The organism is Martelella mediterranea DSM 17316, from assembly GCF_002043005.1.
GTDB lineage: Bacteria > Pseudomonadota > Alphaproteobacteria > Rhizobiales > Rhizobiaceae > Martelella > Martelella mediterranea.
Window position 1 is genome coordinate 246046 of the sequence record NZ_CP020330.1, and the last position, 22051, is coordinate 268096.

The 22051-nt window shown below is 63.2% G+C and carries 21 protein-coding genes and 1 pseudogene; 3 read left to right on the forward strand and 19 right to left on the reverse strand.

Annotated features, from left to right (window positions below; all coding sequences use genetic code 11):
• Positions 1–4: 4 nt before the first annotated feature.
• From Mame_RS01170 to Mame_RS01220, 11 genes are read right to left on the reverse strand one after another with little or no spacing between them, the layout of a single operon-like run.
• Positions 5–295, reverse strand: a complete 291-nt coding sequence (locus tag Mame_RS01170) for a F0F1 ATP synthase subunit C (protein ID WP_018063331.1) — start codon at positions 293–295, stop codon at positions 5–7.
• Positions 288–989, reverse strand: a complete 702-nt coding sequence (locus Mame_RS01175; RefSeq protein WP_018063330.1) for a F0F1 ATP synthase subunit A — start codon at positions 987–989, stop codon at positions 288–290. The genes Mame_RS01170 and Mame_RS01175 overlap by 8 nt, the downstream gene beginning before the upstream one ends.
• Complete coding sequence (locus Mame_RS01180; protein ID WP_018063329.1) at positions 980–1273, reverse strand: ATP synthase subunit I; 294 nt, start codon at positions 1271–1273, stop codon at positions 980–982. The genes Mame_RS01175 and Mame_RS01180 overlap by 10 nt, the downstream gene beginning before the upstream one ends.
• Entirely contained in the window at positions 1260–1556 is a 297-nt protein-coding gene (locus Mame_RS01185) for an AtpZ/AtpI family protein (protein ID WP_018063328.1), read from the reverse strand. Before Mame_RS01185 ends, Mame_RS01180 begins: the two co-directional genes overlap by 14 nt.
• Entirely contained in the window at positions 1553–1963 is a 411-nt protein-coding gene (locus Mame_RS01190; protein WP_018063327.1) for a hypothetical protein, read from the reverse strand. Before Mame_RS01190 ends, Mame_RS01185 begins: the two co-directional genes overlap by 4 nt.
• Positions 1960–3366 carry a F0F1 ATP synthase subunit beta gene (gene atpD, locus Mame_RS01195; protein ID WP_018063326.1) on the reverse strand — a complete coding sequence of 469 codons (1407 nt, stop codon included), beginning with the start codon at positions 3364–3366 and terminating at the stop codon, positions 1960–1962. The genes Mame_RS01190 and atpD overlap by 4 nt, the downstream gene beginning before the upstream one ends.
• Positions 3367–3394: 28 nt before the next feature.
• Positions 3395–4162: an SDR family NAD(P)-dependent oxidoreductase gene (locus Mame_RS01200; protein ID WP_026173226.1), complete on the reverse strand. Its 768-nt coding sequence runs from the start codon at positions 4160–4162 to the stop codon at positions 3395–3397.
• A gap of 13 nt (positions 4163–4175) precedes the next feature.
• Positions 4176–5090 carry a carbamate kinase gene (gene arcC, locus Mame_RS01205; RefSeq protein WP_018063324.1) on the reverse strand — a complete coding sequence of 305 codons (915 nt, stop codon included), beginning with the start codon at positions 5088–5090 and terminating at the stop codon, positions 4176–4178.
• A 2-nt stretch (positions 5091–5092) separates the two neighbouring features.
• A complete protein-coding gene (gene argF / locus Mame_RS01210) occupies positions 5093–6094 on the reverse strand; it encodes an ornithine carbamoyltransferase (protein ID WP_018063323.1) in 1002 nt (333 codons plus the stop codon).
• Positions 6095–6105: 11 nt separating this feature from the next.
• A complete protein-coding gene (locus tag Mame_RS01215) occupies positions 6106–7335 on the reverse strand; it encodes an arginine deiminase (protein ID WP_026173225.1) in 1230 nt (409 codons plus the stop codon).
• Between the two features lie 14 nt (positions 7336–7349).
• Entirely contained in the window at positions 7350–8798 is a 1449-nt protein-coding gene (locus Mame_RS01220) for a YfcC family protein (RefSeq protein ID WP_018063321.1), read from the reverse strand.
• A gap of 309 nt (positions 8799–9107) precedes the next feature.
• Here Mame_RS01220 and Mame_RS01225 point away from each other — a divergent pair, with 309 nt between their 5' ends.
• Positions 9108–9668, forward strand: a complete 561-nt coding sequence (locus Mame_RS01225; protein WP_018063320.1) for a type 1 glutamine amidotransferase domain-containing protein — start codon at positions 9108–9110, stop codon at positions 9666–9668.
• 96 nt (positions 9669–9764) lie between these two features.
• On the opposite strand, the gene rfbA is transcribed toward Mame_RS01225, so the two are convergent.
• Genes rfbA through rfbC form a run of 4 tightly spaced genes read right to left on the reverse strand, consistent with a single transcriptional unit; the run spans position 9765 to position 13107 of the window.
• A complete protein-coding gene (gene rfbA / locus Mame_RS01230; RefSeq protein WP_018063319.1) occupies positions 9765–10655 on the reverse strand; it encodes a glucose-1-phosphate thymidylyltransferase RfbA in 891 nt (296 codons plus the stop codon).
• The gene (gene rfbD, locus Mame_RS01235) at positions 10652–11500 is read right to left on the reverse strand and encodes a dTDP-4-dehydrorhamnose reductase (protein ID WP_018063318.1); all 849 of its coding nucleotides are present in this window, start codon (positions 11498–11500) and stop codon (positions 10652–10654) included. The genes rfbA and rfbD overlap by 4 nt, the downstream gene beginning before the upstream one ends.
• A complete protein-coding gene (gene rfbB, locus Mame_RS01240; RefSeq protein WP_018063317.1) occupies positions 11497–12540 on the reverse strand; it encodes a dTDP-glucose 4,6-dehydratase in 1044 nt (347 codons plus the stop codon). Before rfbB ends, rfbD begins: the two co-directional genes overlap by 4 nt.
• Before the next feature lie 9 nt (positions 12541–12549).
• A complete protein-coding gene (gene rfbC, locus Mame_RS01245) occupies positions 12550–13107 on the reverse strand; it encodes a dTDP-4-dehydrorhamnose 3,5-epimerase (RefSeq protein ID WP_018063316.1) in 558 nt (185 codons plus the stop codon).
• Between the two features lie 238 nt (positions 13108–13345).
• Between rfbC and Mame_RS01250 the strand changes: the two genes are divergently transcribed.
• Positions 13346–15121 carry a DUF4422 domain-containing protein gene (locus tag Mame_RS01250; protein ID WP_018063315.1) on the forward strand — a complete coding sequence of 592 codons (1776 nt, stop codon included), beginning with the start codon at positions 13346–13348 and terminating at the stop codon, positions 15119–15121.
• A 40-nt stretch (positions 15122–15161) separates the two neighbouring features.
• Here Mame_RS01250 and Mame_RS01255 read toward each other — a convergent pair whose 3' ends face one another.
• Together Mame_RS01255 and Mame_RS01260 are read right to left on the reverse strand one after the other, a co-directional pair.
• Complete coding sequence (locus tag Mame_RS01255) at positions 15162–16184, reverse strand: alpha/beta hydrolase family protein (RefSeq protein WP_018063314.1); 1023 nt, start codon at positions 16182–16184, stop codon at positions 15162–15164.
• Between the two features lie 126 nt (positions 16185–16310).
• Entirely contained in the window at positions 16311–18392 is a 2082-nt protein-coding gene (locus Mame_RS01260; RefSeq protein WP_018063313.1) for a transglycosylase domain-containing protein, read from the reverse strand.
• A 351-nt stretch (positions 18393–18743) separates the two neighbouring features.
• Here Mame_RS01260 and Mame_RS01265 point away from each other — a divergent pair.
• A pseudogene (locus tag Mame_RS01265) lies at positions 18744–19819 on the forward strand (ISAs1 family transposase).
• Between the two features lie 153 nt (positions 19820–19972).
• Here the strand turns inward: Mame_RS01265 and Mame_RS01270 are convergent.
• Both Mame_RS01270 and Mame_RS01275 read right to left on the reverse strand, forming a co-directional pair.
• A complete protein-coding gene (locus tag Mame_RS01270; RefSeq protein ID WP_018064751.1) occupies positions 19973–21361 on the reverse strand; it encodes a M20/M25/M40 family metallo-hydrolase in 1389 nt (462 codons plus the stop codon).
• A 341-nt stretch (positions 21362–21702) separates the two neighbouring features.
• Positions 21703–22047 carry a DMT family transporter gene (locus Mame_RS01275; protein WP_026173463.1) on the reverse strand — a complete coding sequence of 115 codons (345 nt, stop codon included), beginning with the start codon at positions 22045–22047 and terminating at the stop codon, positions 21703–21705.
• Positions 22048–22051 lie beyond the last annotated feature (4 nt).

Below are 22051 nucleotides of genomic sequence, written 5' to 3' on the forward strand. Positions count from 1 at the left end.
GGCGTCAGCCCCCGGTCCCGCGCGCCGCCGCCTCAAGCGCCGCGTTCCAGAACGGGTTGGCGAACAGCAGGATCATGGCGACAACGAAACAATAGATGGCCGTCGATTCGATCATCGCGAGACTGACGAAAAGGGTGCGCGACAGGGTCGATGCGGCATCGGGCTGCTGCGCGATGGCGCTGAGAGCGGTCGAGGCGGCGCGCCCTTCGCCCAAAGCGGGTCCGAGCGCGCCGAACGAAACCGTCAGACCGGCGGTCAGGATCGAGATGAAGGCGATGATGGAAAGGTCAGTCATGGGGTATGTCCTTGTTGTCGTCGGCGGCATCGGAAACGGCGGTGGCCGAGGAAATGTAGACGGTCGCCAGAACGGCGAAGATGTAGGCCTGGATGACGCCCGTGAGCAGGCCGAGCATGTCCATCACCACCGGAAAGAAGAACGGCGCGATGGACAAGAGGATGGCGGCGATGACGGCGCCGCTCATGATGTTGCCGTAAAGGCGGATGGCGAGCGAAACCCCGCGTGACGCCTCGCTGACGACGTTGAACGGCAGCATGATGATCGAGGGCTCAGCATAGGTCTTCAGGTAGCCGCCAAGCCCCCGGCTGCCGATGCCAAAGACCGGAACCGCCACCAGCACGGAGATTGACAGCGCCACCGTGGTCGAAAGCGACGCCGTCGGCGTGTCGAAACCGGGCACGACCATGAGAAGGTTCGCGGTCACGATGAACAGGAACAGCGTGCCGACGAAATAGAGAATGCGCGGGTCGCGCCGCTGCGTCACCTCGGCGATCTGGCCGACGATGCCGCTGACGATAACCTCGAGCGCGGTGCGCCAGCGGCTCGGCGGCACATCCGGGCGCAGGCGGCGCGTGACCAGCGCCGACGCCCCGACAAGCAACGCCATGATGATCCAGGTATTGACGACCGTGGCGTTGATGCCAATGCCGAGGATGGTGAAGACGATCGTGTCGTCGGGCGTCAGTTGCATCTCGGCGCCTCGCCCGATCGCACCACCGCCACAATGATCGTCCGCGTGAGGAGAAAGCCGATGGCGAAGGCCGCGATCGCCTGGAGACCCAGCCCCGCGACCCACCAGCCAAGCCCGAGCAGTGCCGCCATGCGCAGCGCCGCGCTGAGAAACAGCACCAGCGCCGGGCTCTGCCGGCGCAGGGCAAACCGGATGCCGAGCGCCAGGCCGCCGAGAAACAGGGCAGCCGCCACGGCGCCGGCCAGAAAGCCCGGCACAACCAATGTCCAGTCAAGAGCGATCATCGTCATTTCCTTCCTTCAACACCCAGCCCCAGGCGATGAACACGCCAATGACAACGCCGCCGAGCAGGAGCGCCAGCGTCCACGAAAACCCCTGCGGCGCAACGCGATCCAGCCAGAGACCCAGCAGCGCGCCGCCCACCGTCGGCACGGCAACCGACCAGCCGATCATGCCGAAGGTTCCAAAGCCTCTGAGCGGGCTCGGACCCGGCTTGTCGCGCGCGTTCTTCATCCGGCCGGCGCGGCGGCCGATCTCGCTGGCGGCGCGGTCGTCCTCGTCGTTCATGGCTGCATCTTTCTCAGGCTGGCGAAGCGGCGCACCATCTCGGCCTCGAGCCGCGACAGGGCGGTGCGCGCCACGCGCTCCTCGTCCTCGATTTCGGCGAAGCTGCGGACCACGCGCGCGCGCAGGCTGTCCAGATCGTCGCTCTCGATCCCGCGGTGCACCGCGACGTCGACGGCATGCCCCTTCTTGACCAGAAGCCCTTCATCGATGCCGAAGAACCGTTCCCGCCCGTCCGGCTCGCTCAGCAGGAGAACCGACGGCACCAGGGCCGTGACGAAATCCACATGGTTGGGGAGAATGCCGAAGCCGCCATCCTCCGCCTCCGCCCTGAGGCGCGTGGCCGCGCCGTCAAACAGCACACTGGAGGGCAGGCGCAGGTGAACCTGCATTTGCGAGGCCGTGCTCATGCCGCCGCCTCCCCGAGCTCTTTCAGGCTGCCGATCATGTAATAGGCGCTTTCCGGGCGGTCGAAACTCGTTTCCGACAGGATCGCCTCGCAGCCCTCCAGCGTCTCGGCGATGGAAACGAGCCTGCCCGTGGTGCCGGCCGAAGCGCCGACGGTGAAGAAGGGCTGGGTCAGGAACCGCTCGAGCCGCCGGGCGCGGGCGACGACGGCGCGGTCATGCGCCGACAGTTCCTCGATGCCGAGCATGGCGATGATGTCGCGCAGATCCTCGTATTCGGCAAGCGTCCGGCGCACCGCGCGGGCGACATCGTAATGGCGCTGCCCCACCACGTTCGGCGTCAGCATGACCGAGGTGGAGGCCAGCGGATCGACCGCGGGGTAGAGTCCCTCGCTCGCGCGCTTGCGCGACAGCACAACCGAGGCGGAAAGATGCGAGAAGATGTGGGCCGCGGCCGGATCGGTGAAATCATCAGCCGGGACATAGACCGCCTGGATCGAGGTAATCGCGCCCTTGCGGGTCGAAGAAATCCTCTCCTCCAGTTCCGCAAGCTCCGTCGCGAGCGTCGGCTGATAGCCCACGCGACTCGGCATCCGGCCCAAAAGCCCGGAGAGTTCCGAGCCCGCCTGCACGAAGCGAAAAATGTTGTCGATCAGCACCAGCACGTCCTGGCCGCGCGTATCGCGGAAATATTCGGCCATCGTCAGGGCGGATTTTCCGACGAGATAACGCACGCCCGGGGCTTCGTTCATCTGGCCGAACAGCATCACCATCTTGTCGCGCACGCCGGCCTCGCCCATCTCGCGCCAGAGTTCCTCGGCCTCGCGCGAGCGCTCGCCGATGCCGCAGAACAGGCTGACGCCGTGATGATGCTCGACCGTGTTATGGATGAGCTCGCTCAAAAGAACCGTCTTGCCCACGCCCGCGCCGCCGAAAAGCCCGGTCTTGCCGCCGCGCTCGATGGGAGACAGCAGGTCGATCGCCTTGATGCCGGTTTCCAGCACCTCGGCGCGCAGCACCCGGTCCGACAAATGCGGCGGCGCGGCGTGAATCGAACGGCGATCCTCGGCCTCCGGCGGGGGCAAGCCATCGAGCGGCCTGCCGAACATGTCGAGCATCCGCCCCAGAACCGCCTCGCCCACCGGAACGGCGATGTCGCCGCCGGTATCGCTCACCGCAGCGCCGAGCGCCAGGCCGCCGACGACGCCGAGCGCAATGCAGCGCACGGTGCGCTCGCCCACCAAGGAGGCAACCTCCATCGGAATGTCGCCAGCCATAAGAAGACTGTTGATGCCCGGAACCCTCTCCGAAAACGCCACATCGATGATCCCGCCCCGGATCGCCACGACGGTCCCGCGGGCTTCTCCGGCATCCACGACGCCTTCATCCGCCGTTACATCCTGCATGGGCGCTCTCCCGGGCGACGTTCGGTCATCACGTTGCGGCCATGCCTCCGTCCACCGGATATTGCGCGCCGGTGATGAAAGCGGATTCATCGGAAGCAAGGAACAGCACGAGATTGGCGATATCCGCGCTTTCGCCATAACGGCCCAAAGGAATGGTGGAGGCAAGCTGATTCTTGATCTCCTCGCCATGGCCGGGGCTGAACCCGTCTTCGAGCGAGCGCATCATGCGCGTGTTGACCGGCGAGGGATGCACGGAATTGACCCGCACATTGGCCGCCGCCGCCTCGACCGCGGCCGCGCGCGTCAGGCCGACCACCGCATGTTTCGAGGTGATGTAGGGGGCGACATTGGGGCTGCCCTTCAAGCCGGCAATCGACGACATGTTGACGATGCTACCGGATTTCTGCTCGATCATCACCGGCAGAACATGTTGCAGGCCCAGGAAGGGACCGCGCACATTGACGGCGATCACGCGGTCGAAATCCTCGATCTTCTGCTCGGTCAGCGGAGCGACCTTGCCCTCGATCCCGGCATTGTTGAAGAAAATGTCGATGCGGCCGAACCGCTCCACGGTTTCGCGGACGTAGCGCGCGCTGTCCTCCGGCGAGGACACGTCGGCCGCTACCGTCAGAACATCGGACGAGCCGAGACTTTCGGCCGCCGTCTTCAGATCCTCCTCGCGCAGGTCGACCAGCGCCACGCGCGCGCCCTCCTGCAGGAAGAGCCGGGCGGTCTCAAGCCCGATCCCGGCGGCCCCGCCGGTAATGAGCGCGATCTTGTCCTTCAAACGAGGCATGGTCTTCCTTTCCTTATCTTCCATCTTTGACGATGCGGGTCCCGGCCCGCTTTTCCAGAATTGCGGTGGCCTGGTCGAGCCGGCCGATCCCGGCCAGTCCGCCATGGCTTGCGAAATCCGCCGCGGCCTTGATCTTCGGCCCCATTGACCCGGCCGGCAAATCGAGCGCACGGGCTTCCTCGCGCGTAAGTTCTGCAATCGCCGCCTCGTCCGGAGTGCCGAAACCGCGATAGACCGCGTCGACATCGGTCAGCAAAAGCAGGGCATCGGCCCCGAGTTGTTGCGCCAGAAGGGCGCTGGCGGCGTCCTTGTCGATCACCGCCTCGATGCCGGTCATGCTGCCATCGGGCAGGCGCAGCACGGGAATACCGCCGCCGCCGGTGCAGATCACGATCACGCCCTGATCCAGCAGCAGCCGCAGCACGCGGATATCCGGGATTTCCTGCGGCGCGGGCGACGGCACGACCCTCCGCCACTTGTCGCCATCCTGCGCAATCGTCCAGCCGGCCGCCTTGGCGCGCGCCTCGGCCTCCTCGCGATCATAGACCGGCCCGATGAATTTTGTCGGCTTGCCGAAAGCCGGGTCGCGTGCGTCGACGACGACCTGGGTCAGGAGCGTGGCGACCGGCTTTGCACGATCGAGCGCGTTCTCCAGCTCCTGCTCTATCATATAGCCGATCATGCCGCCGGTTTCCGCGCCGAGCACGTCCAGCGGATAGGCCTCGTCCGGCTTGTAGGCAGCACCCTGCAGCGCCAGAAGGCCCACCTGCGGGCCGTTGCCATGGGTGACGACCAGACGGTGGCCGGCCCTGACGATGGCGGCCAGCGCCTGCGCGGCCTCGCGGACATTGGCGCGCTGGTTTTCAGCCGTCAGAGGTTCGCCCCGTTTCAGGAGCGCATTGCCGCCCAGTGCCGCCACGACAAGCATGGTCAACCTCCCAGCGTGGCGACGAGAACCGCCTTGATGGTGTGCATCCGGTTTTCCGCCTGATCGAAAACGATCGATGCCGGGCTTTCGAACACTTCCTCGGTGACCTCCATCGCATCGAGGCCGAACTGTTCCATGATTTCCTTGCCGACGCTGGTATCGGTGTTGTGGAAGGCCGGGAGGCAATGCATGAATTTCGTGCGCGGATTGCCGGTCTTTTCCATGACCTCCTTCGTGACCTGATAGGGCTTGAGAAGATCGATACGCTCGGCCCATTTCTCCTTGGCTTCGCCCATGGAGACCCAGACATCGGTGTAGAGGAAATCCGCGCCCTTCACCGCCTCGTCCACATCCTGCGTCACGGTGATGCGCGCGCCGGTTTCCGCCGCGATACCTTCCGCCTCCTTGCGGATCGCCGCCGTCGGCCACAGGCTTTCCGGCGCGCAAAGCCGCACATCCATGCCCATCTTGGCCCCGCCGATCAGCAGGCTGTCACCCATATTGTTGCCGGCATCGCCAAGGAAGCAATAGGAGACCTGATGCAACGGCTTTTCGGCGTGCTCCTGCATGGTCAGGAAGTCGGCGAGAATCTGCGTCGGATGGAACTCATCCGTCAGTCCGTTATAGACCGGCACACCCGACCATTTGGCGAGCGTCTGCACCACTTCCTGCCCGAAGCCGCGATATTCGATCGCATCATAGACGCGGCCGAGCACCCTTGCGGTGTCCTTGACGGTTTCCTTGTGGCCCATGTGATTGCCGGACGGGCCGAGATAGGTGACCGTCGCCCCCTGATCATGGGCCGCCACTTCGAAGCCGACGCGGGTGCGGGTGCTGTCCTTTTCGAAGATCAGCGCGATTTCCTTGCCCTTTAGCGTCGGCACCTCGGTGCCTGAATATTTCGCGGTCTTCAGATCGGCCGCGAGCTTCAGAAGGAAGGCGATTTCCTGCGGGTTGAAATCGCGCAGGGTCAGGAAATGGCGGTTCTTCAGATTGTAAGCCATGGTTTATCTCCTCAGGCCGGATCGCGCATCGTCGGGCAGGACATGCAGCGGCTGCCGCCGCGCCCGCGCCCGAGTTCCGCGCCAGGCAGCTCGATCACCTCGATGCCTTCGGCGCGCAGCGCCGCATTGGTATCGTCGTTGCGGTCATAGCCCATCACTACACCGGGCCGCAGCGCCAGCACGTTGTTGCCGTCGTTCCACTGCTCGCGCGACTGCTCGAACGGATCGCTGCCGCCGGTGGGAATGACCTTCAGCCGCTTGAAGCCCATCGCATCGGCCACGACCTCGAACAGCGGGCGGGTGTCATGGCGCATGTCGATCGGCTTGCCGCCCTCGCCGGGATGCAGGTCGTAGCAGGTCATTTCTTCCGCAACTTCCTTGAAGCTGGTCACGACATCGCCGCCGCAGAAGGTGAAGACCGTGTCGAGATGCATGGCGGAACGTTCCTTCGGCATCTGGCAGGCGATCACCCGTTCGGCGCGGCCCTGGCTGAACAGCGCCTCGGCCAGAAGCCCCACGGCTTGCGGCGAGGTGCGCTCGCCCATGCCGACCAGAACCAGGCCGTTGCCGACCGGCATCTGGTCGCCGCCTTCAAGCGTGGCAAGCCCGTGATCGGCCAGCGGATCGCCCCAGATCACCTCGACCTTGCCGGCGAATTTCGGATGGTACCGGTAGATCGCAGCGGTCAGCAGGGTCTCGGGGCGGCGCGCCTGCCAGTACATCGGGTTCAGCGTGACGCCGCCATAGAGCCAGGCCGAGTTGTCGCGGGTGAACAGAAAATTCGGCAAAGGCGGCAGGATGAAGCCGTGATAGCCGAGATAGCTGCCGAACATGCCATCGGCGGCAAACGGCAGATCGGCGACCGTCAGCCCGCCGATCAGATATTCGGCCAGCGTGGCACCAGGCAGCGTGTCCATCCAGCCCCGCAGTTCCTTCTGCATGCCGATGCCGACATGCTGGGCCGAAATACGGTGATCGAGCACCCATTTGCGAGCCTCGGGATTGTCCAGAACCTCGGCCAGCATCGCGCCGGTTTCCAGCACCTCGACGCCCTCATTGCGCATCGCCTCGCCAAAGGCGTCGTGATCCTTCTGCGCCTGCTTGACCCAGAACACGTCGTCGAAAAGCAATTGTTCGCAATTGTCGGGCGTCAGCCGCCGGTGCGCCAGCCCGGGCCGGCAGATGATCACCTGCCGCAACCGGCCACTCTCGGAATGAACCCCTAATTCATGCGTGGTCATGAGCGACCGCTCTTTCAAAACAATGCACCGATACTCAGCACGACCGAGATGAAGATCAGCAGGATCAGCATCAGCGGCCAGATGAAGACAATCCAGCGGTCATAGGACACCCGCCCGATGGCAAGCCCGCCAATGACCACTGCGAAGGTCGGGTTGATCAGGTTCACCAGCCCGTTTGCGGACTGATAGGCCGTGACCACAAGGTCGCGGCCGACGCCGGCAAAGTCGGAAAGCGGCGCCAGAATGGGCATCGACAGCACCGCCAGACCCGATGATGACGGGACGAAGAAGCTCATGCCGAGCTCGATCCAGAACATCACATTGATGAAGGCCAGCTCGCCGAGCCCGCCAAGCGTCTGTTCGGCGCCGTGCAGGATCGTGTCGGCGATCAGCCCGTTCTCCATGATGACGACGATGCCGCGCGCCAGCCCGACCACGAGCGCTACGCCCAGAAGATCGCGCGCGCCGTCAACGAAATTACCGGTGAGGTGTTTTTCGCCCTGCCGCGAGATCAGTCCGATGACGATGGCCGAACCGAGGAACAGCGCGCTCATCCGCGCCATCCACCAGCCCTGGCTGGAAACGCCCCAGATCATCACCGCGAAGGTGGCGGCGAAGATCACCAGAACGATCTTCTGGATGCCGCTCAGCTTCGCCTCGATCTCTTCCCCGGACCTGTCCTGAAGAAAGAGCTTTTTATGCGCTTCAAGCTGTTTGGCGACGACCGAGCGCGACGGGTCGGTCCTGACCCGATGGGCATAGCGCATGACATAGGCCGCGCAGATCGCAAGACCGCCGAGCAGTAGCACCAACCGCAGGATCAGTCCGTCGGTGAAGGGAATGCTTGCCGCATTGGAGGCAATCACGGTGGCGAAGGGGTTGATCGTCGATCCGAGCACGCCGATGCCCGCGCCGATCAGGATGATCGCGACGCCCGTCACCGCGTCGTAGCCCGCCGCGATCATGACCGGGATCAGGATCGCGTAGAAGGCCAGCGTCTCCTCGGCCATGCCATAGGTGGTGCCCCCCAGCGCGAAAAGACCCATCATGATCGGAATGATCCATATCTGGTGTCCCTTCATGTCGAACATCGCCGCCCTGATCCCCTTGTCGATCGCGCCGGTGGCATTCACCACGCCGAGGAAGCCGCCGAGAAACAGGACGAACAGCGCCACGTCGATGGCGTTGGCCGCATAGCTGTCGGGATTGTAAAAGCCGGCAATGGGCGCCAGCATCACGTCGACGAAGCCCTGCGGGTTGGGATCGACCTCGTGATAGGTGCCGGCGACCGCGATTTCGCGCCCGACCTCCTCATTCATCACCCGGTCATACTGGCCGGCCGGAATGATCCAGGTCAGCGCGGCCACGAACACGATCAGAAGAAACAGGATCGTGTAGGCTGTCGGAAAACGGGATGTAAGCTCTGGCGCCGGTTCGCCCGGCGGCGTGGTCTGATCGGTCATGTGCGGTCCTCCGGCTGACAAGGGAGCTCCCCCGGCTTGCGCCCTGAAGGGTCCTTTCGAAATGGACCTGAGCCGAATTCCCGCGGCATCGCATTGACCGAGGTTAACGCCCGCCAACAAGCCGCCTTCGGCATCCTGGTTAATTCCAAAGCCGAAAACCCGGCATAGGGCCGTTCTGATTTCCCGCGCCGAACCATTGCGCGGCGCGTCGAAAATTTGGAACGCCCGCGCCTTTGAGGCGTTTACCCGGCAGATGGCGAAGCCCGGAAGGGCCGCCGCCTTGAACGCGAAACAACACAGGAGGCCACCATGCCTGGCATTACGCAATCCAAGATTCTTATTCTGGCCACCAATGGTTATGAACGCTCCGAACTGCGCGTGCCCCTCGATAGCCTGAAGCAGAAGGGGGCATCCGTGACCATCGCGTCCCTCGAAAAGGGCCCGATCAAGAGCTGGGACGAGAAGGACTGGGGCGACAGCGTCGACGCCGACCTGACGGTGGATGACGTCAATGTCGCCGATTATGACGCGATCGTGCTGCCGGGCGGCCAGATCAACCCGGATGTGTTGCGCACCAGCGACAAGGCTGTCGCGATCGTCAAGGAATTCGTCAGAACCGGCCGCATCGTCGCTGCCATCTGCCATGGCCCGTGGATGCTGGTCGAGGCCGATGTGCTGAAGGGGCGCGAGGCGACTTCCTATCCCTCGATCCGCACCGACATGAAAAATGCCGGCGCCAACTGGGTCGACCGCGAGGTGGTCACCGACAACGGCATCATCACGTCTCGCAACCCCAAGGACCTGCCGGCCTTCGTGGACAAGATCGTCGAGGAGGTCGAAGAAGGCCGCCATCCGCGCAAGGCCGCCTGAGGGAAGTCCTGCCAAATGTGGTCATCTGTCAGCAAGATGGCCTCAGCGACCCGGGCCCAGGCCCGGGTCTTTTTTTTCGCTCAAGTTGAGCGCGGATCAGCCGAGTTGATGCTCCGCTGTCAGCAATTCGAAAAGATATCTTCCATAGTCGGTCTTGCGGAAGGTCTCGGCGTGCTGGCGCAGCATTTCCGCATCGATCCAGCCGTTGCGATAGGCGATCTCTTCCGGACAGCCGGACTGCATGCCCTGGCGCACCGAAAGCGTGCGCACGAAATTGCCGGCATCGAGCAGGCTCGAATGCGTGCCGGTATCAAGCCAGGCATAGCCGCGCCCCATCCGTTCCACCGCGAGCTTGCCCTCGTGCAGATAGCTCTCCAGCAGCGTGACGATTTCCAGTTCGCCGCGCGGCGATGGCTTGACGGCGCGGGCGCGTTCCGGGGCCTCGCCATCAAGGAAATAAAGCCCCGTCACGGCATAATGCGAGGGCGGCACCTCCGGCTTCTCGATGATCTGGCTCGCCTTGCCTTCCCTGTCGAAGGCGACCACGCCGTAGCGCTCGGGATCGGCGACGTGATAGCCGAACACCGTGCCGCCGGATGTCTTGGCATCGGCCGCGGCCAGCAGTTCCGGCAGGCCATGGCCGAAGAAGATGTTGTCGCCAAGCGTCATCGCCGATGGCGCGCCATCGAGGAAATCTTCCGCGAGAATATAGGCCTGCGCAAGTCCATCCGGGGACGGCTGGGTAATGAAGGTGAGGCTCAGGCCCCACTGGCTGCCATCGCCCAGAAGCCGCTTGAACTGGTCCTGATCGTCCGGCGTGGTGATGATCGCGATCTCGCGGATGCCCGTCAACATCAGCACCGACAGCGGATAATAGATCATCGGCTTGTCGTAGATCGGCATCAATTGCTTCGAAACCGCCATCGTCAGCGGATAAAGCCGCGTGCCCGACCCGCCGGCCAGAATAATGCCCTTGCGTGGCTTCATGATATTGCCCCCAGTTCAGTCAACACTTGCGCGAGATCCGCCCGCCAGTCCGGTCGCGCGAGACCAAAGGCGGACAGCGCCGAACAATCGAGCCGCGAATTCAGCGGCCGCTTGGCCGGAGTCGGATAATCCGAGGTCGGAATATCCGTGACCGTGACCGCCCTGCCCGCCATTTCGAAGATCGCGCGCGCGAAATCGGCCCAGCTCGTATCCGGCGCGCCGGAGAAATGATAAATCCCGGATTTTTCCGGGTTGTTGATCAGCTGCTCGGCCATCACCTTGCAGGCAAGCGCGATCGCGCGCGCCGAGGTCGGCCCGCCGATCTGATCGGCGACGATGGTCAGGCTGTCGCGGCTTTCGGCGAGCCGCAACATGGTCTTGACGAAATTGCCGCCATGAGCGGAAAACACCCAGCTTGTGCGCAGCACCGCGAACGGGCCGCCCGCGCGCACCACAAGCTGTTCGCCGGCAAGCTTGGTGCGGCCATAGGCGCCGAGCGGCGCCGTCGGATCGTCCGGCGAAAACGGCTTCTCGCCCGTGCCGGCGAAAACGTAATCGGTCGAAATGTGAACAAACGGAATGCCGAGCCCCGCTGCCGCGCGCGCCATCGCGCCGGGCGCCGTGGCGTTGACGTTCAGCGCCGTTTCCTCATCGCTCTCGGCTTTGTCCACCGCGGTATAGGCGGCTGCGTTGATGACGGCGGCAGGCCTGTGCTCGGTAATTGCCGCGGCGCAGGCGGCGGGGTTCGCCAGATCGGCCTCCTGCCGCGACAGGAACACCGCATCCGGCAGGATTCGCTTCAGCTCGGTCGCGACCTGGCCGGATTCTCCGAAAACCAGGATCATGCCTTCACCCCGAGCCGCTGGCCGACGCCCTTGCGGCTTTGCAACGCCTGCCACCATGCCTCATTGTCGAGATACCACGCGACGGTCTTCGCAAGCCCCTCCTCGACGCTGACCGAGGGGCGCCAGCCGAGCTCCGCGCCGATCCGCGCCGGATCGATCGCATAGCGCAAATCATGGCCCGGCCGGTCTGTGACGAAGGTGATGAGATCGGCATAGCTGCCGTTTTCCCGCGGCCGCTTCTCGTCCAGAATGGCGCAGATGGTGCGCACCAGTTCCAGATTGGTGCGCTCGTTCTCGCCGCCGACATTGTAGCTGCGGCCGACCTTGCCCTTGGTGATCACGGTCAAAAGCGCGTCGGCATGGTCTTCGACATAGAGCCAGTCGCGAATGTTCTCACCCTTGCCATAGACCGGGATCGCCTTGCCGGCGAGCGCATTGAGGATCACCACCGGGATCAGCTTTTCGGGGAAGTGATAGGGCCCGTAATTGTTGGAGCAGTTGGTGACCAGCACCGGCAGGCCATAGGTCTCGTGCCAGGCGCGCACCAGATGGTCGGATGCCGCCTTGGAGGCCGAATAGGGCGAGCGCGGATCGTAGGGCGTCTCTTCGGTGAACATGCCCTCCGGACCAAGCGAGCCGAACACCTCATCAGTCGAGATATGGTGGAAGCGGAAGCTCTCGGGCCGGCCACGGGCGACCCAATAGGCGCGCGCCGCCTCCAGCATGTTGTAGGTGCCGTTGATATTGGTCTCGATGAAATCGCCCGGCCCGTCGATCGACCGGTCGACATGGCTTTCGGCCGCCAGATGCATGACGGCGTCGGGCTGATGGTTGGCAAACACGCGATCGAGTGCCCCGCGATCGCGGATATCGGCCTGCTCGAAGGCGTAAAGCGGGCTGTCGGCCACGCTTGCGACATTGTCGAGACAGGCGGCATAGGTGAGCGCATCGAGATTGACGACGTGAAAGCCGCGCGCGACGGCAAGCCGCACCACGGCCGAACCGATAAAGCCTGCCCCGCCGGTGACCAGGAGTTTCATGAGCGGACCTCAGAATGTGAAGGGATTGTCGAAATCCGCAAAGGACGGCGCATCGCGATCCTTGGCGGAAACGGTGAAGTCGATATCCTTGAGCGGCCAGTCGATGCCGATATCAGGGTCGTCGAAGCGTACGCTGCCGTCGCATTCCGGCGCATAGTAATCCGAGCACTTGTAGATGATCTCGGTATCGGGCTCCAGCGTCATGAAGCCATGCAGAAAGCCTTCGGGGATCAGCAACTGCTTGCCATTGTCGAAGGAAAGCTCCGCCCCGAACCACTGGCCGAAGGTCGGCGAGCCCTTGCGCGCATCCACCGCCACATCAAAGAGCCGGCCCCGTCCGCACCGCACCAGCTTCGCCTGCGCATGCGGCGGCGCCTGAAAATGCAGCCCCCGCACCGTGCCCACCGTCTTGGAAAGCGAATGATTGTCCTGAACGAAATCGATATCGATGCCGTGGCCGGCAAGCACCTTGCGATTCCAGCTTTCGGAGAAGAACCCGCGCTCATCGCCAAAACGGCGGGGCGTGATGAGCAGAAGCCCTGCAATGTCGAGTTTCTGAATGTCCATGGCCGGCCCCCGGTCTCGCATAAAATTCCCGTGCTTCCGATTACACGAGGTGGCGAGGGGGAACAAGTTGCCTTCGCAAATTGCTATATGATGTTTCAATGTCAGACTCGCGGCGTGGATTATATGTGGACTTACGCGGTCCGCCCTGCTGAGCTGTCGCCTTTGCGCTCCCTGGCCATAGGCAGACGCATGTGAAATCCTGTAAGGGAATATCGGTGAACATCAGGAACGCGTTGCCTTGAAAAACATCTTCATCTCCGTCGTCTATTTCAAAGCGGCGCCGCTGATCAAAACCGGGTATCTCAATCCCATCCAGGCCGGCCGGGCGCTGGGGCGACATGCATTTCCGGAGGCGATCGGGGATGATACCGGCGTCAATATCTCGGAGAAGAACGTCAGCTGGAATGAGCTGACGGCGCTTTACTGGATGAGGCATAATGTCGATGCCGAGTTCTATGGCCTGATGCATTACCGCCGCCTGCTGGTGTTTGCCGAAAAGCCGCCCAAGCGGCTTGCTTTCTCTGAGGTCACCGAACGCGAGATCGAGCGCTACGGCTGGAAGGACGATCTCATCGAGAAGGCCTGCGAAGGCGCCGATATCCTGACGCCGCAGATGCGCGATATCTATCTGCCGGGCCTGCCCGAGGTGCTGATGTCGGCCGGCGAATTCTATGCCCACCAGCATCACGCCAAGGACATGGAGATCGTCGAGGAGATCGTGAAGGCCCGTTTCCCGGCGATCTACCCGTTTCTGGTGCAGGTACTGGCCGGCCGCAAGGTTTTCTTCAACAGCATCACGGTGATGCGCAAACCGCTGTTCCAGGAGTATTGCGATTTCCTGTTCGAAACGCTGGAAACGGCGGAACAGCGGATCGATACCAGCGGCTATGACCCCTACCAGAAAAGGATATGGGGCTTCCTTTCGGAATATCTGACGAACGCCTATGTGCATTACGCCAAGGCCGTTCACGATGCCAGGGTTCGGGAACTGCCGCTGACTTGGGGCATGCGGCCCCGCCCGCAAGTCGCCCCCGAAGAGGTACTTGAAACGGCACGGCGCAAGCGCGATGCCGTCGCGGCCCGGGCAACGGCTGAGGGCGACGACATCAATGTGGTGCTCTCCGTCGATGACCGCTACGCGCCCCATGCCGCGGTAACGATGCTTTCCGCCCTGAAGACGACCGAAACGCCCGGTCGGTTGCGTTTCTTCATTCTGAATGGCGGCAATATTTCCGAGGCGAACCGATCCAAGCTCACCGAAACGGTCACGGCGGCCGGCGGCCGGCTCGAATTCGCCGATATCGACGACCGAGATCTCCGCTTTCTGCCGCTCAACCGCGACTATGTCTCGATCGCCACCTATTACCGGCTGGTGATGCACCGCTACCTGCCGGCAGAGGTGGACAAGGCCATCTATATCGACGCCGACACGATCGTCGTCGAGCCGCTCGAAAACCTCTGGGATATTGATCTCGAAGGCCATCCCGTCGCCGGCGCGCCGGATGACGCCGGCTTCCACCAGGCGCGGCGGCTGCAGCTTTCTGCCGATCACCGCTATTTCAATGCCGGCGTGATGGTGTTCGACATCGCCCGTTTCCGGGAGATGGATATCGCGGACGACGTGCTTTCGGCCTTTCGCAGAAAGGGGCCCTATATCGTCTCGCAGGACCAGGACCTGCTCAACATCCTGTTCGAGAATGACGCGAAAATCCTGCCGCTGTCGTGGAACGCCGGCACGCGCATCTATCGCGCCAATCCGCTGGAGCCGTCCTATAGCGAGGAGGAGGCCTATGAGGCGGCGCGGGCGCCCTCGATCGTGCATTTCACCGATGTCAAAAAGCCCTGGCACACCAAATGCACCCACCCCTTCACCGAGCTCTACTGGGACTATCGCAATCTGACGCCCTGGGCGGAGACCGCCGGCGAGGCCCGCAAGCGGCGGCTGATCCAGAAGGCGCGCAAGCTGCTCAGGGCGCGCGACCGGCGGTTCGAGCGGACGGTTTCAGGGGCATAGGACCCGCTTGCCCTGCCTCATTAATGCTTGAAAGGCGCCCTCAAGGAGCTGCCGGTATCGCCGTATCAAGGAAGCTCTCAACAAGGACCAGCACCTCGCGGTGAATATCCTCGCGGCCGCGCGCACCGCCATCCTTGCAGACGATCCCCTCGCCCGGCGTCTCCTCCTCGATCAAAGCGGCAGCGCCCGGCTTGCAAAGCTGCATGAAGCTGAAATGCATGGCATCGGGAATTTCGACATATGTTGTGGAAGCGGCCGGCAGATATTGCGCGAGATAGCCGCTTTCGAGCTCTGCCGGCAGATCGCCTATATCGGTGCCGGCGCCGATGACGAGCGCCGGAATATCCACGGCGGCAAGGCTCTTCGGGGTGAAGCCGCGCGCCATGCCGAGATCGAGAGAGACGAAGGCGCCAAGCCGCGGATCGCCCATATCCGTCTCGAGTTCCGGATTTTGCAGCCCGAGCTCGGCCGATAGCCCGCAGACCCGGGGATTCGGATGGGCCCGGCAATCCGCTTCGAAACTGGCGGCGTCGAACCGGGCGCCGGCCAGAGCCGTGACCGTCCATCCGCCAAGGGAATGACCGATGGCCGCGATTCGCCCCTCATCCACGCGCCCGCCCAGCCCGGGATCGGCAATCAGGGCATCGATGACCCGGCTGAGGTCATGCGGTCGCTCCCATAGCCGGGCGGCCTGTTCGGGCGCGGTGTCGAACGTCGTGGTGCCGGGATGGTCGGGTGCAGCGACAATATAGCCCTTTTCGGCAAGCGAGCCCGCCAGCCAGTTCAAATTGCGCCAGCTGCCGCGATAGCCGTGGGAGAGAACCACCAACGGATGTTCGCCGGCGCCAGGCGCTGCGTCCCGGATCGCGGGAACCCCGAAGAATGCGGGATTCTCGCCGACGACCGTCGCATCGCCTCCGCCCGCGGCCGGATACCAGATGGCGACGTGAAGCGGCCGGGTTCCGTCCAGTTCGGCATCGCGAAACCCGACGGCATCAGCGGAACAGGCAAGAGAGGCGAGCGACAGGAACAGCCCACACGTTACAGATAGAAATTTCAGCATGAGAACCCCCGGTTGGATACATGCGGGCGACATAACCCTTAAACCGGAAACACGAGAGACCTGAAACGCAATTCAGGACGAAAATAATCAACGCCGGCGCCTGCGGAGCGGAGGCTTTCCGCCGCCTCACCCGCCGCCGAGAATCTGCATCAGCGTCCGCCGCTTCGGCGTCGAGGGCGCGGCGGCGGCGGGCGGCGGCTCTTCTCCGAGCTGACCGAGAAGCTCGACCAGCGTCTTCGGGTCATTGTCATTTGCCGGCGGCGCAGCCCTCGGTTCGATAATTCTGCCGCCGCCATAAAGCGGCTGCGGTTGCAGGCCGCGATGCGCGGTCGCCATGTAATCCTGCCATATCCGGGCAGGCAGCTTGCCGCCGGTGACGTGGCGCATCGGGGAATTGTCATCATTGCCGACCCAAACGCCGGTGGTCAGGTTGGCGGTGAAGCCGACGAACAGCGCATCGCGGGAGGATTGCGTCGTGCCGGTCTTGCCGGCGACCTGCCAGCCGGGGATCTGCGCGGCCTTGCCGGTGCCCTCGGTCACGACCCGCATCATCATGGCGTTCATGTTCGCTGCGGTCTGGGGCGAAAGCACCCGCTCAGGCGCCGGCGGCACGGTCTGGTAGAGCGACTGCCCGCCCGCGGTCTTCACGCTTTCGATCAGGTAGGGCGTGGCCTTGAAACCGCCATTCATGAAGGCGGTGTAGGCGCCGGTCAGCTCCAAGAGCGAGACCTCCGAGGTGCCGAGCGCCAGCGAGGCATTGGCGGTGATATCCGAGGTGATGCCGAGCCTGTGGGCAACGTCCACCACATAGCCGGGGCTTGCCTCCATCACAAGCTGGGCGGCGATGGTGTTGACGGAATGGGCCAGCGCATTGGTCAGCGTCATCGGGCCGGAATAGGTCTTCTCATAGTTCTCCGGCGTCCAGTCGTCGATGGTGATCGGCGCATCGTTTCTGACCGAGCCCGGCCGGTCGCCGATTTCGAGCGCGGCGGCATAGACGAAGGGTTTGAACGCCGAGCCCGGCTGGCGCTTGGCGGTCACGGCGCGGTTGAACTGGCTCTTGGAATAATCGCGCCCGCCGACCAGCGCCCGGATCGCGCCGGTGGCATCGACGGAAACCAGCGCCCCCTGCTCTACCCGGTCCTTCTCGCCGTTCGCATCAAGCGCGCTCTTCAGGCTTTCGCCGGCGGCGCGTTCGAGACCGGGGTCGATCGTGGTGGTCACCAAGATATCGGTCTTCACTTCGCCGATCATCGGCTCGAGACGCTGCATCACCATATCGGCGACGTAGTTTTCCGGCCCGGTCCAGTAGCTTGGCGCGCGCGTCGGCTCGCGGGCCATGGCGGTCGTCATGTCGCTGTCGTCGATCATGTTCTGGTCGTGCATCGCGGCCAGCACCACCTGGGCACGCTCTTCCGCCGCCTCCGGATCTCGGGCGGGCGAAAGCCGCGACGGCGCTTTCAGAAGCCCCGCCAGCAGCGCCGCCTCGCCAAGCGTCACATCGCGGGCGGATTTATCGAAATAGCGCTGCGAGGCCGCCTCCACGCCATAGGCGCCAGACCCGAAATAGACCCGGTTCAGATACATCGCCAGGATCTGATCCTTGGTGTATTCATGCTCCAGCCACAGCGCCATCAGCGCCTCCTGCACCTTGCGCTCCAGCGTCTGGGCGTGGGAGAGCAGCACGTTCTTGGCCAATTGCTGGGTCAGCGTCGAGCCGCCCTGAACGAGGCCGCGATGCTGGAGATTGGTGATCATGGCGCGGGCGATGCCGACCGGGTCGACGCCGAAATGGGAATAAAAACGCCGGTCCTCGATGGCGACGACGGCCATCGAGATAAAGGGCGACATCTCGTCGAGCGACAGCGCCTCGCCTCCGGTCGCGCCGCGATTGGCGATCAGCGAGCCGTCGGTGGCGACGATCTTGACGTTGGGCGCGCGGTCCGGCACCGCCCATTCATCGACAGGCGGCAGTTTGGAACCGTAATAGATGACGATGCCGACAACCGCGATCGCGCCCCAGACGGCGGCGACCATGCCCCAGTAGAACACGAAGCGGAATGCGCGCATCAGACCGCCGCCGGACGCGGCGCGCGCCCTCTTCTTCGACTTCCGTTTTTTCTTTTTGGCAGGCTTCGCCGGCGCTCCGCCGCCAAGGCCGAAAAGCGAGGGTTCGGTTCTTTCGCGCTTGTTCTTCTTGCTTGCCATGACGGGCCGCAGGCACCTTTCGTTTCCGTCTCCGGTCTACCCCGGTCACTTTAAGGTGGTATTAAGGCGCGGGTGGTTCGGCAGACGCATTGCGGCAAAAGATATCAACGAGGGTTAACGCAGGCTGAACGGGTTGGCGTCGCGCATGACAGGCTCTGCCCCATTAACCTTCCAGCTTTCTGCCCAGTTTGCTTTGAAGCCTTTCAACAACTTTCAGCCCCAGTTTGGTTCACGCGTCATGCAGAAAACAATCTCCCCCCTTGAGGGCAGGGGAATCGCGTATGGCTTTTAAGCTATTGAATATTTGACGCAAATCGATTCATCTTCAGCCTTTCTGTTGTGGAGGGTTGGATGGACGGATTTGCGTCTCTTTTCGGGTCGGTTCCGGACCCTCGGGCGGCCAATGTCCGCTATTCGCTGAACAGCGTTTTGTTCATTGCCTTGGCCGCGGTGCTGTGCGGGGCCGAAACCTGTCAGGACATGGCCGACTTTGGCGTCTCCAAGCACAAGCTTTTGAAGGAGATCGTGCCTCTGCCTTACGGCACTCCCAGTCACGACGTTTTCTCGAATGTTTTCAGACATATCGACCCTGAGGCTTTCGAAACGGTCTTTGCACGCTTCGCGCAGGCTTTCGCAAAATCCATCAGCGGCGTCATCGCCATCGACGGCAAGGCCGTGCGCGGGGCCTACAAACGCGGCGACAAGGCCTCGCCCCTGCATCTGGTCAACATCTGGGCCGCCGACCAGCGCATGGTCATCGGCCAGCAGCTCGCGCCGGGCCGCAGTGAAGTCAAAGGCGTTCTGCAAGCTCTTTCATGCTTGTCGCTGGATGGCTGCATCGTCACGGCTGACGCGCTGCATTGCAGGGCAGACACAGCCTCTGCCATTCTCAAGACCGGCGCCGACTATGCGCTTGCACTCAAGGGCAACCAACCGGCCTTCTCAACCGGGCGATCGCCCTGCTTGAAAAGGAAAGCAACCCCGACAGAGCCGAAAAGGCCGATGGCAAGGCCCATGACAGAACCGAAACCCGACGCGCCGTCATCGTCAAGGCGGAAGGAATGGATTTTCCCGGCGTCAAGGCGATCGCACGGCTTGAAAGCATCCGGGTGGAGCCCGATGGCCGGCAAACGCGTCACATCCGACATTTCCTGCTGTCCAGGTCAGTCAGCGCTACCGCCTTTCTGGACATCGCCAGAGCGCACTGGACGATCGAGAACCAACTGCACTGGGTGCTCGACGTCGCCTTCTGCGAAGACGCCGCCAGAAACCGAAAGGATCACGGGCCCCGGAACCTCTCGATCCTTCGCAAGCTCGCTCTCAACATCATCCGACACCACCCGGACAAGGCGTCCATCCGGCGCAAAATGAAAAAAGCCGGATGGGACGATACCTTCCTAATCTCAATGATCGCTCATATGCGATAGCCCTGCCCTTGAGGGGGAGATGTCGCGAAAGCGACAGAGAGGGGTATGGGCATAAGCCGCAAGCTCCGAACGAACGGAAAGATTTCACCCCTCTCTGCCCCTGTCGGGACATCTCTCCCTCAAGGGGAGAGATTATGAACTGAGGGCCCGCGCTCATCGCGAAAGCGCGTCGAGGATCCGGATCCAGGAGCGGATGCCCTTGTGGAAGGAGGTCAGCTCGTATTTCTCGTTGGGCGAATGGATGCGGTCGTCGTTGAGGCCGAAGCCGACCAGCAACGAATCCATGCCGAGTTTGCGCTGGAAATCGCCGACGATCGGGATTGAGCCGCCCATGCCGATCACCACGGCGGGTTTCGGCCATTCCTGCGAAAGCGCCGTCTGCGCCTTCTTCAGGAACGGCGCGTTGTAATCGAGATGGATCGCGGGCGAACCGCCATGGGGATGGAATTCCGCGCTGCAATCTGCCGGCAGTTTCGAGCGCACATAGGCGCGGAAGCTTTCGCGGATCTTCACCGGGTCCTGTGTGCCGACGAGGCGGAACGAGACCTTGGCGGAGGCCTGTGCCGCGATCACCGTCTTGAAGCCCTCGCCGGTATAGCCGCCGGTAATGCCGTTGACCTCGGCCGTCGGCCGCGTCCAGGTCAGTTCCAGCACCGAGCGGCCCTTTTCGCCGGCGGGCACCGAAAGCCCGATCTCGCCGAGGAAACGGCTATCGGTCTCGCCAAGCTGTTCCCAGCCTTTCTTGACGTCCTCTGGCGTTTCCTCGACGCCGTCGTAAAAGCCCGGCAGCGTCACCCGGCCGTTCTCGTCATGCAGACCGGCGAGGATATCGGCGAGGATATGGATCGGGTTCGCCGCAGCACCGCCGAAAAAGCCGGAATGGAGATCGCGGTCGGCGGCCTTGATCACCACCTCGTCGCCCACAAGGCCGCGCAGCGTCGCCGCGATCGCCGGCGTCTCGCGGTCCCACATGCCGGTATCGCAGACCAGCGCGAAATCGGCCTTGATCAGGTCGCCATGCTCCTCGATGAAGGCCGGCAGCGATGGCGAACCGGATTCCTCCTCGCCCTCGAACATGATCGTGATCTTCACCGGCAGTTCGGCATTTTCCTCGCGATAGGCCCGGCAGGCCTGGAGGAAGGTCATCAACTGGCCCTTGTCGTCGCTGGTGCCGCGCCCGGTGATCACCTTGGTGCCGGCGGCGCTGTCCTTGACCTTGGGGTCGAAGGGATCGTCTTCCCACAGCGACAACGGATCGACGGGCTGAACGTCGTAATGGCCGTAAAACAGCACATGCGGCGCGCCTTCCGGCGCGTTCTCGCTGGTCGCCACCACCATCGGATGGCCCTTGGTCTTGTGGGCCTCGGCGAGAAAACCGAGCGTCTTCAACTCCGCGACCAGCCAGTCAGCGGCTTCAGCGCATTTTTCCTTGTAGGCCGGATCGGTGGAGATCGACGGAATTCGCAGAAGGGCGAACAGCTTGTCGAGGCTTGAGGGCAGGTTGTCGTCGGCGCGCTTCAAAATCGCGTCTAGCTGGGCCATGGGGAACCTCCGATAGGCGGGCAAATCATGGTCGGACCATAGGCCAGCAAGCGGCGAATGAAAACCTCGATCAGGGCGGGAAGCGGGCAAAGAAAAAGCCGCCATGGCCTGGAGGGGGGGACTGACCATGGCGGCTGCTTTTTGGGACAAAGGCCGGAGAGGGGGATGGAGCCTTTGTCCTTTTGTCCGAAGAGGCGGGGGACGGGCCTTCTTCGAACAGCGGCGTGATCAAGCGCCGTTGGTTATTAGATGTACTTCGAAATGTGTCGATTCAAGGGAAGCGAGCGCCCCGTTTCGTTACAAATCAGTAATCTGAGCCGATTTTTTCGCGGATTGCCCGGTCAATGCCCGGCGGCACTGGAGAAAAGGTTCATCACCAGCACGCCGCCGACGATCATGGCAATGCCGACCCAGGCGGCAAGATCGAGGTTCTGGCGCAGGACGATGACGCTGACGGCCGCCGTCAGCACGATGCCGAGACCGGCCCAGATCGCATAGGCAACGCCGAGCGGTATCGTCTTCAGCGCCTGCGACAGGCAGAAGAAGGCGATGATGTAGAACACCGCGACGCCGATCGTGGGCAACAGCCGGGTGAAGCCATAGGATTTCTGCAGAAGGGTGGAGCCGATCACCTCGCAGACGATCGCGATACCGAGGGCGCCATAGGCCGCGAGCGCAGGGTTCATTTCC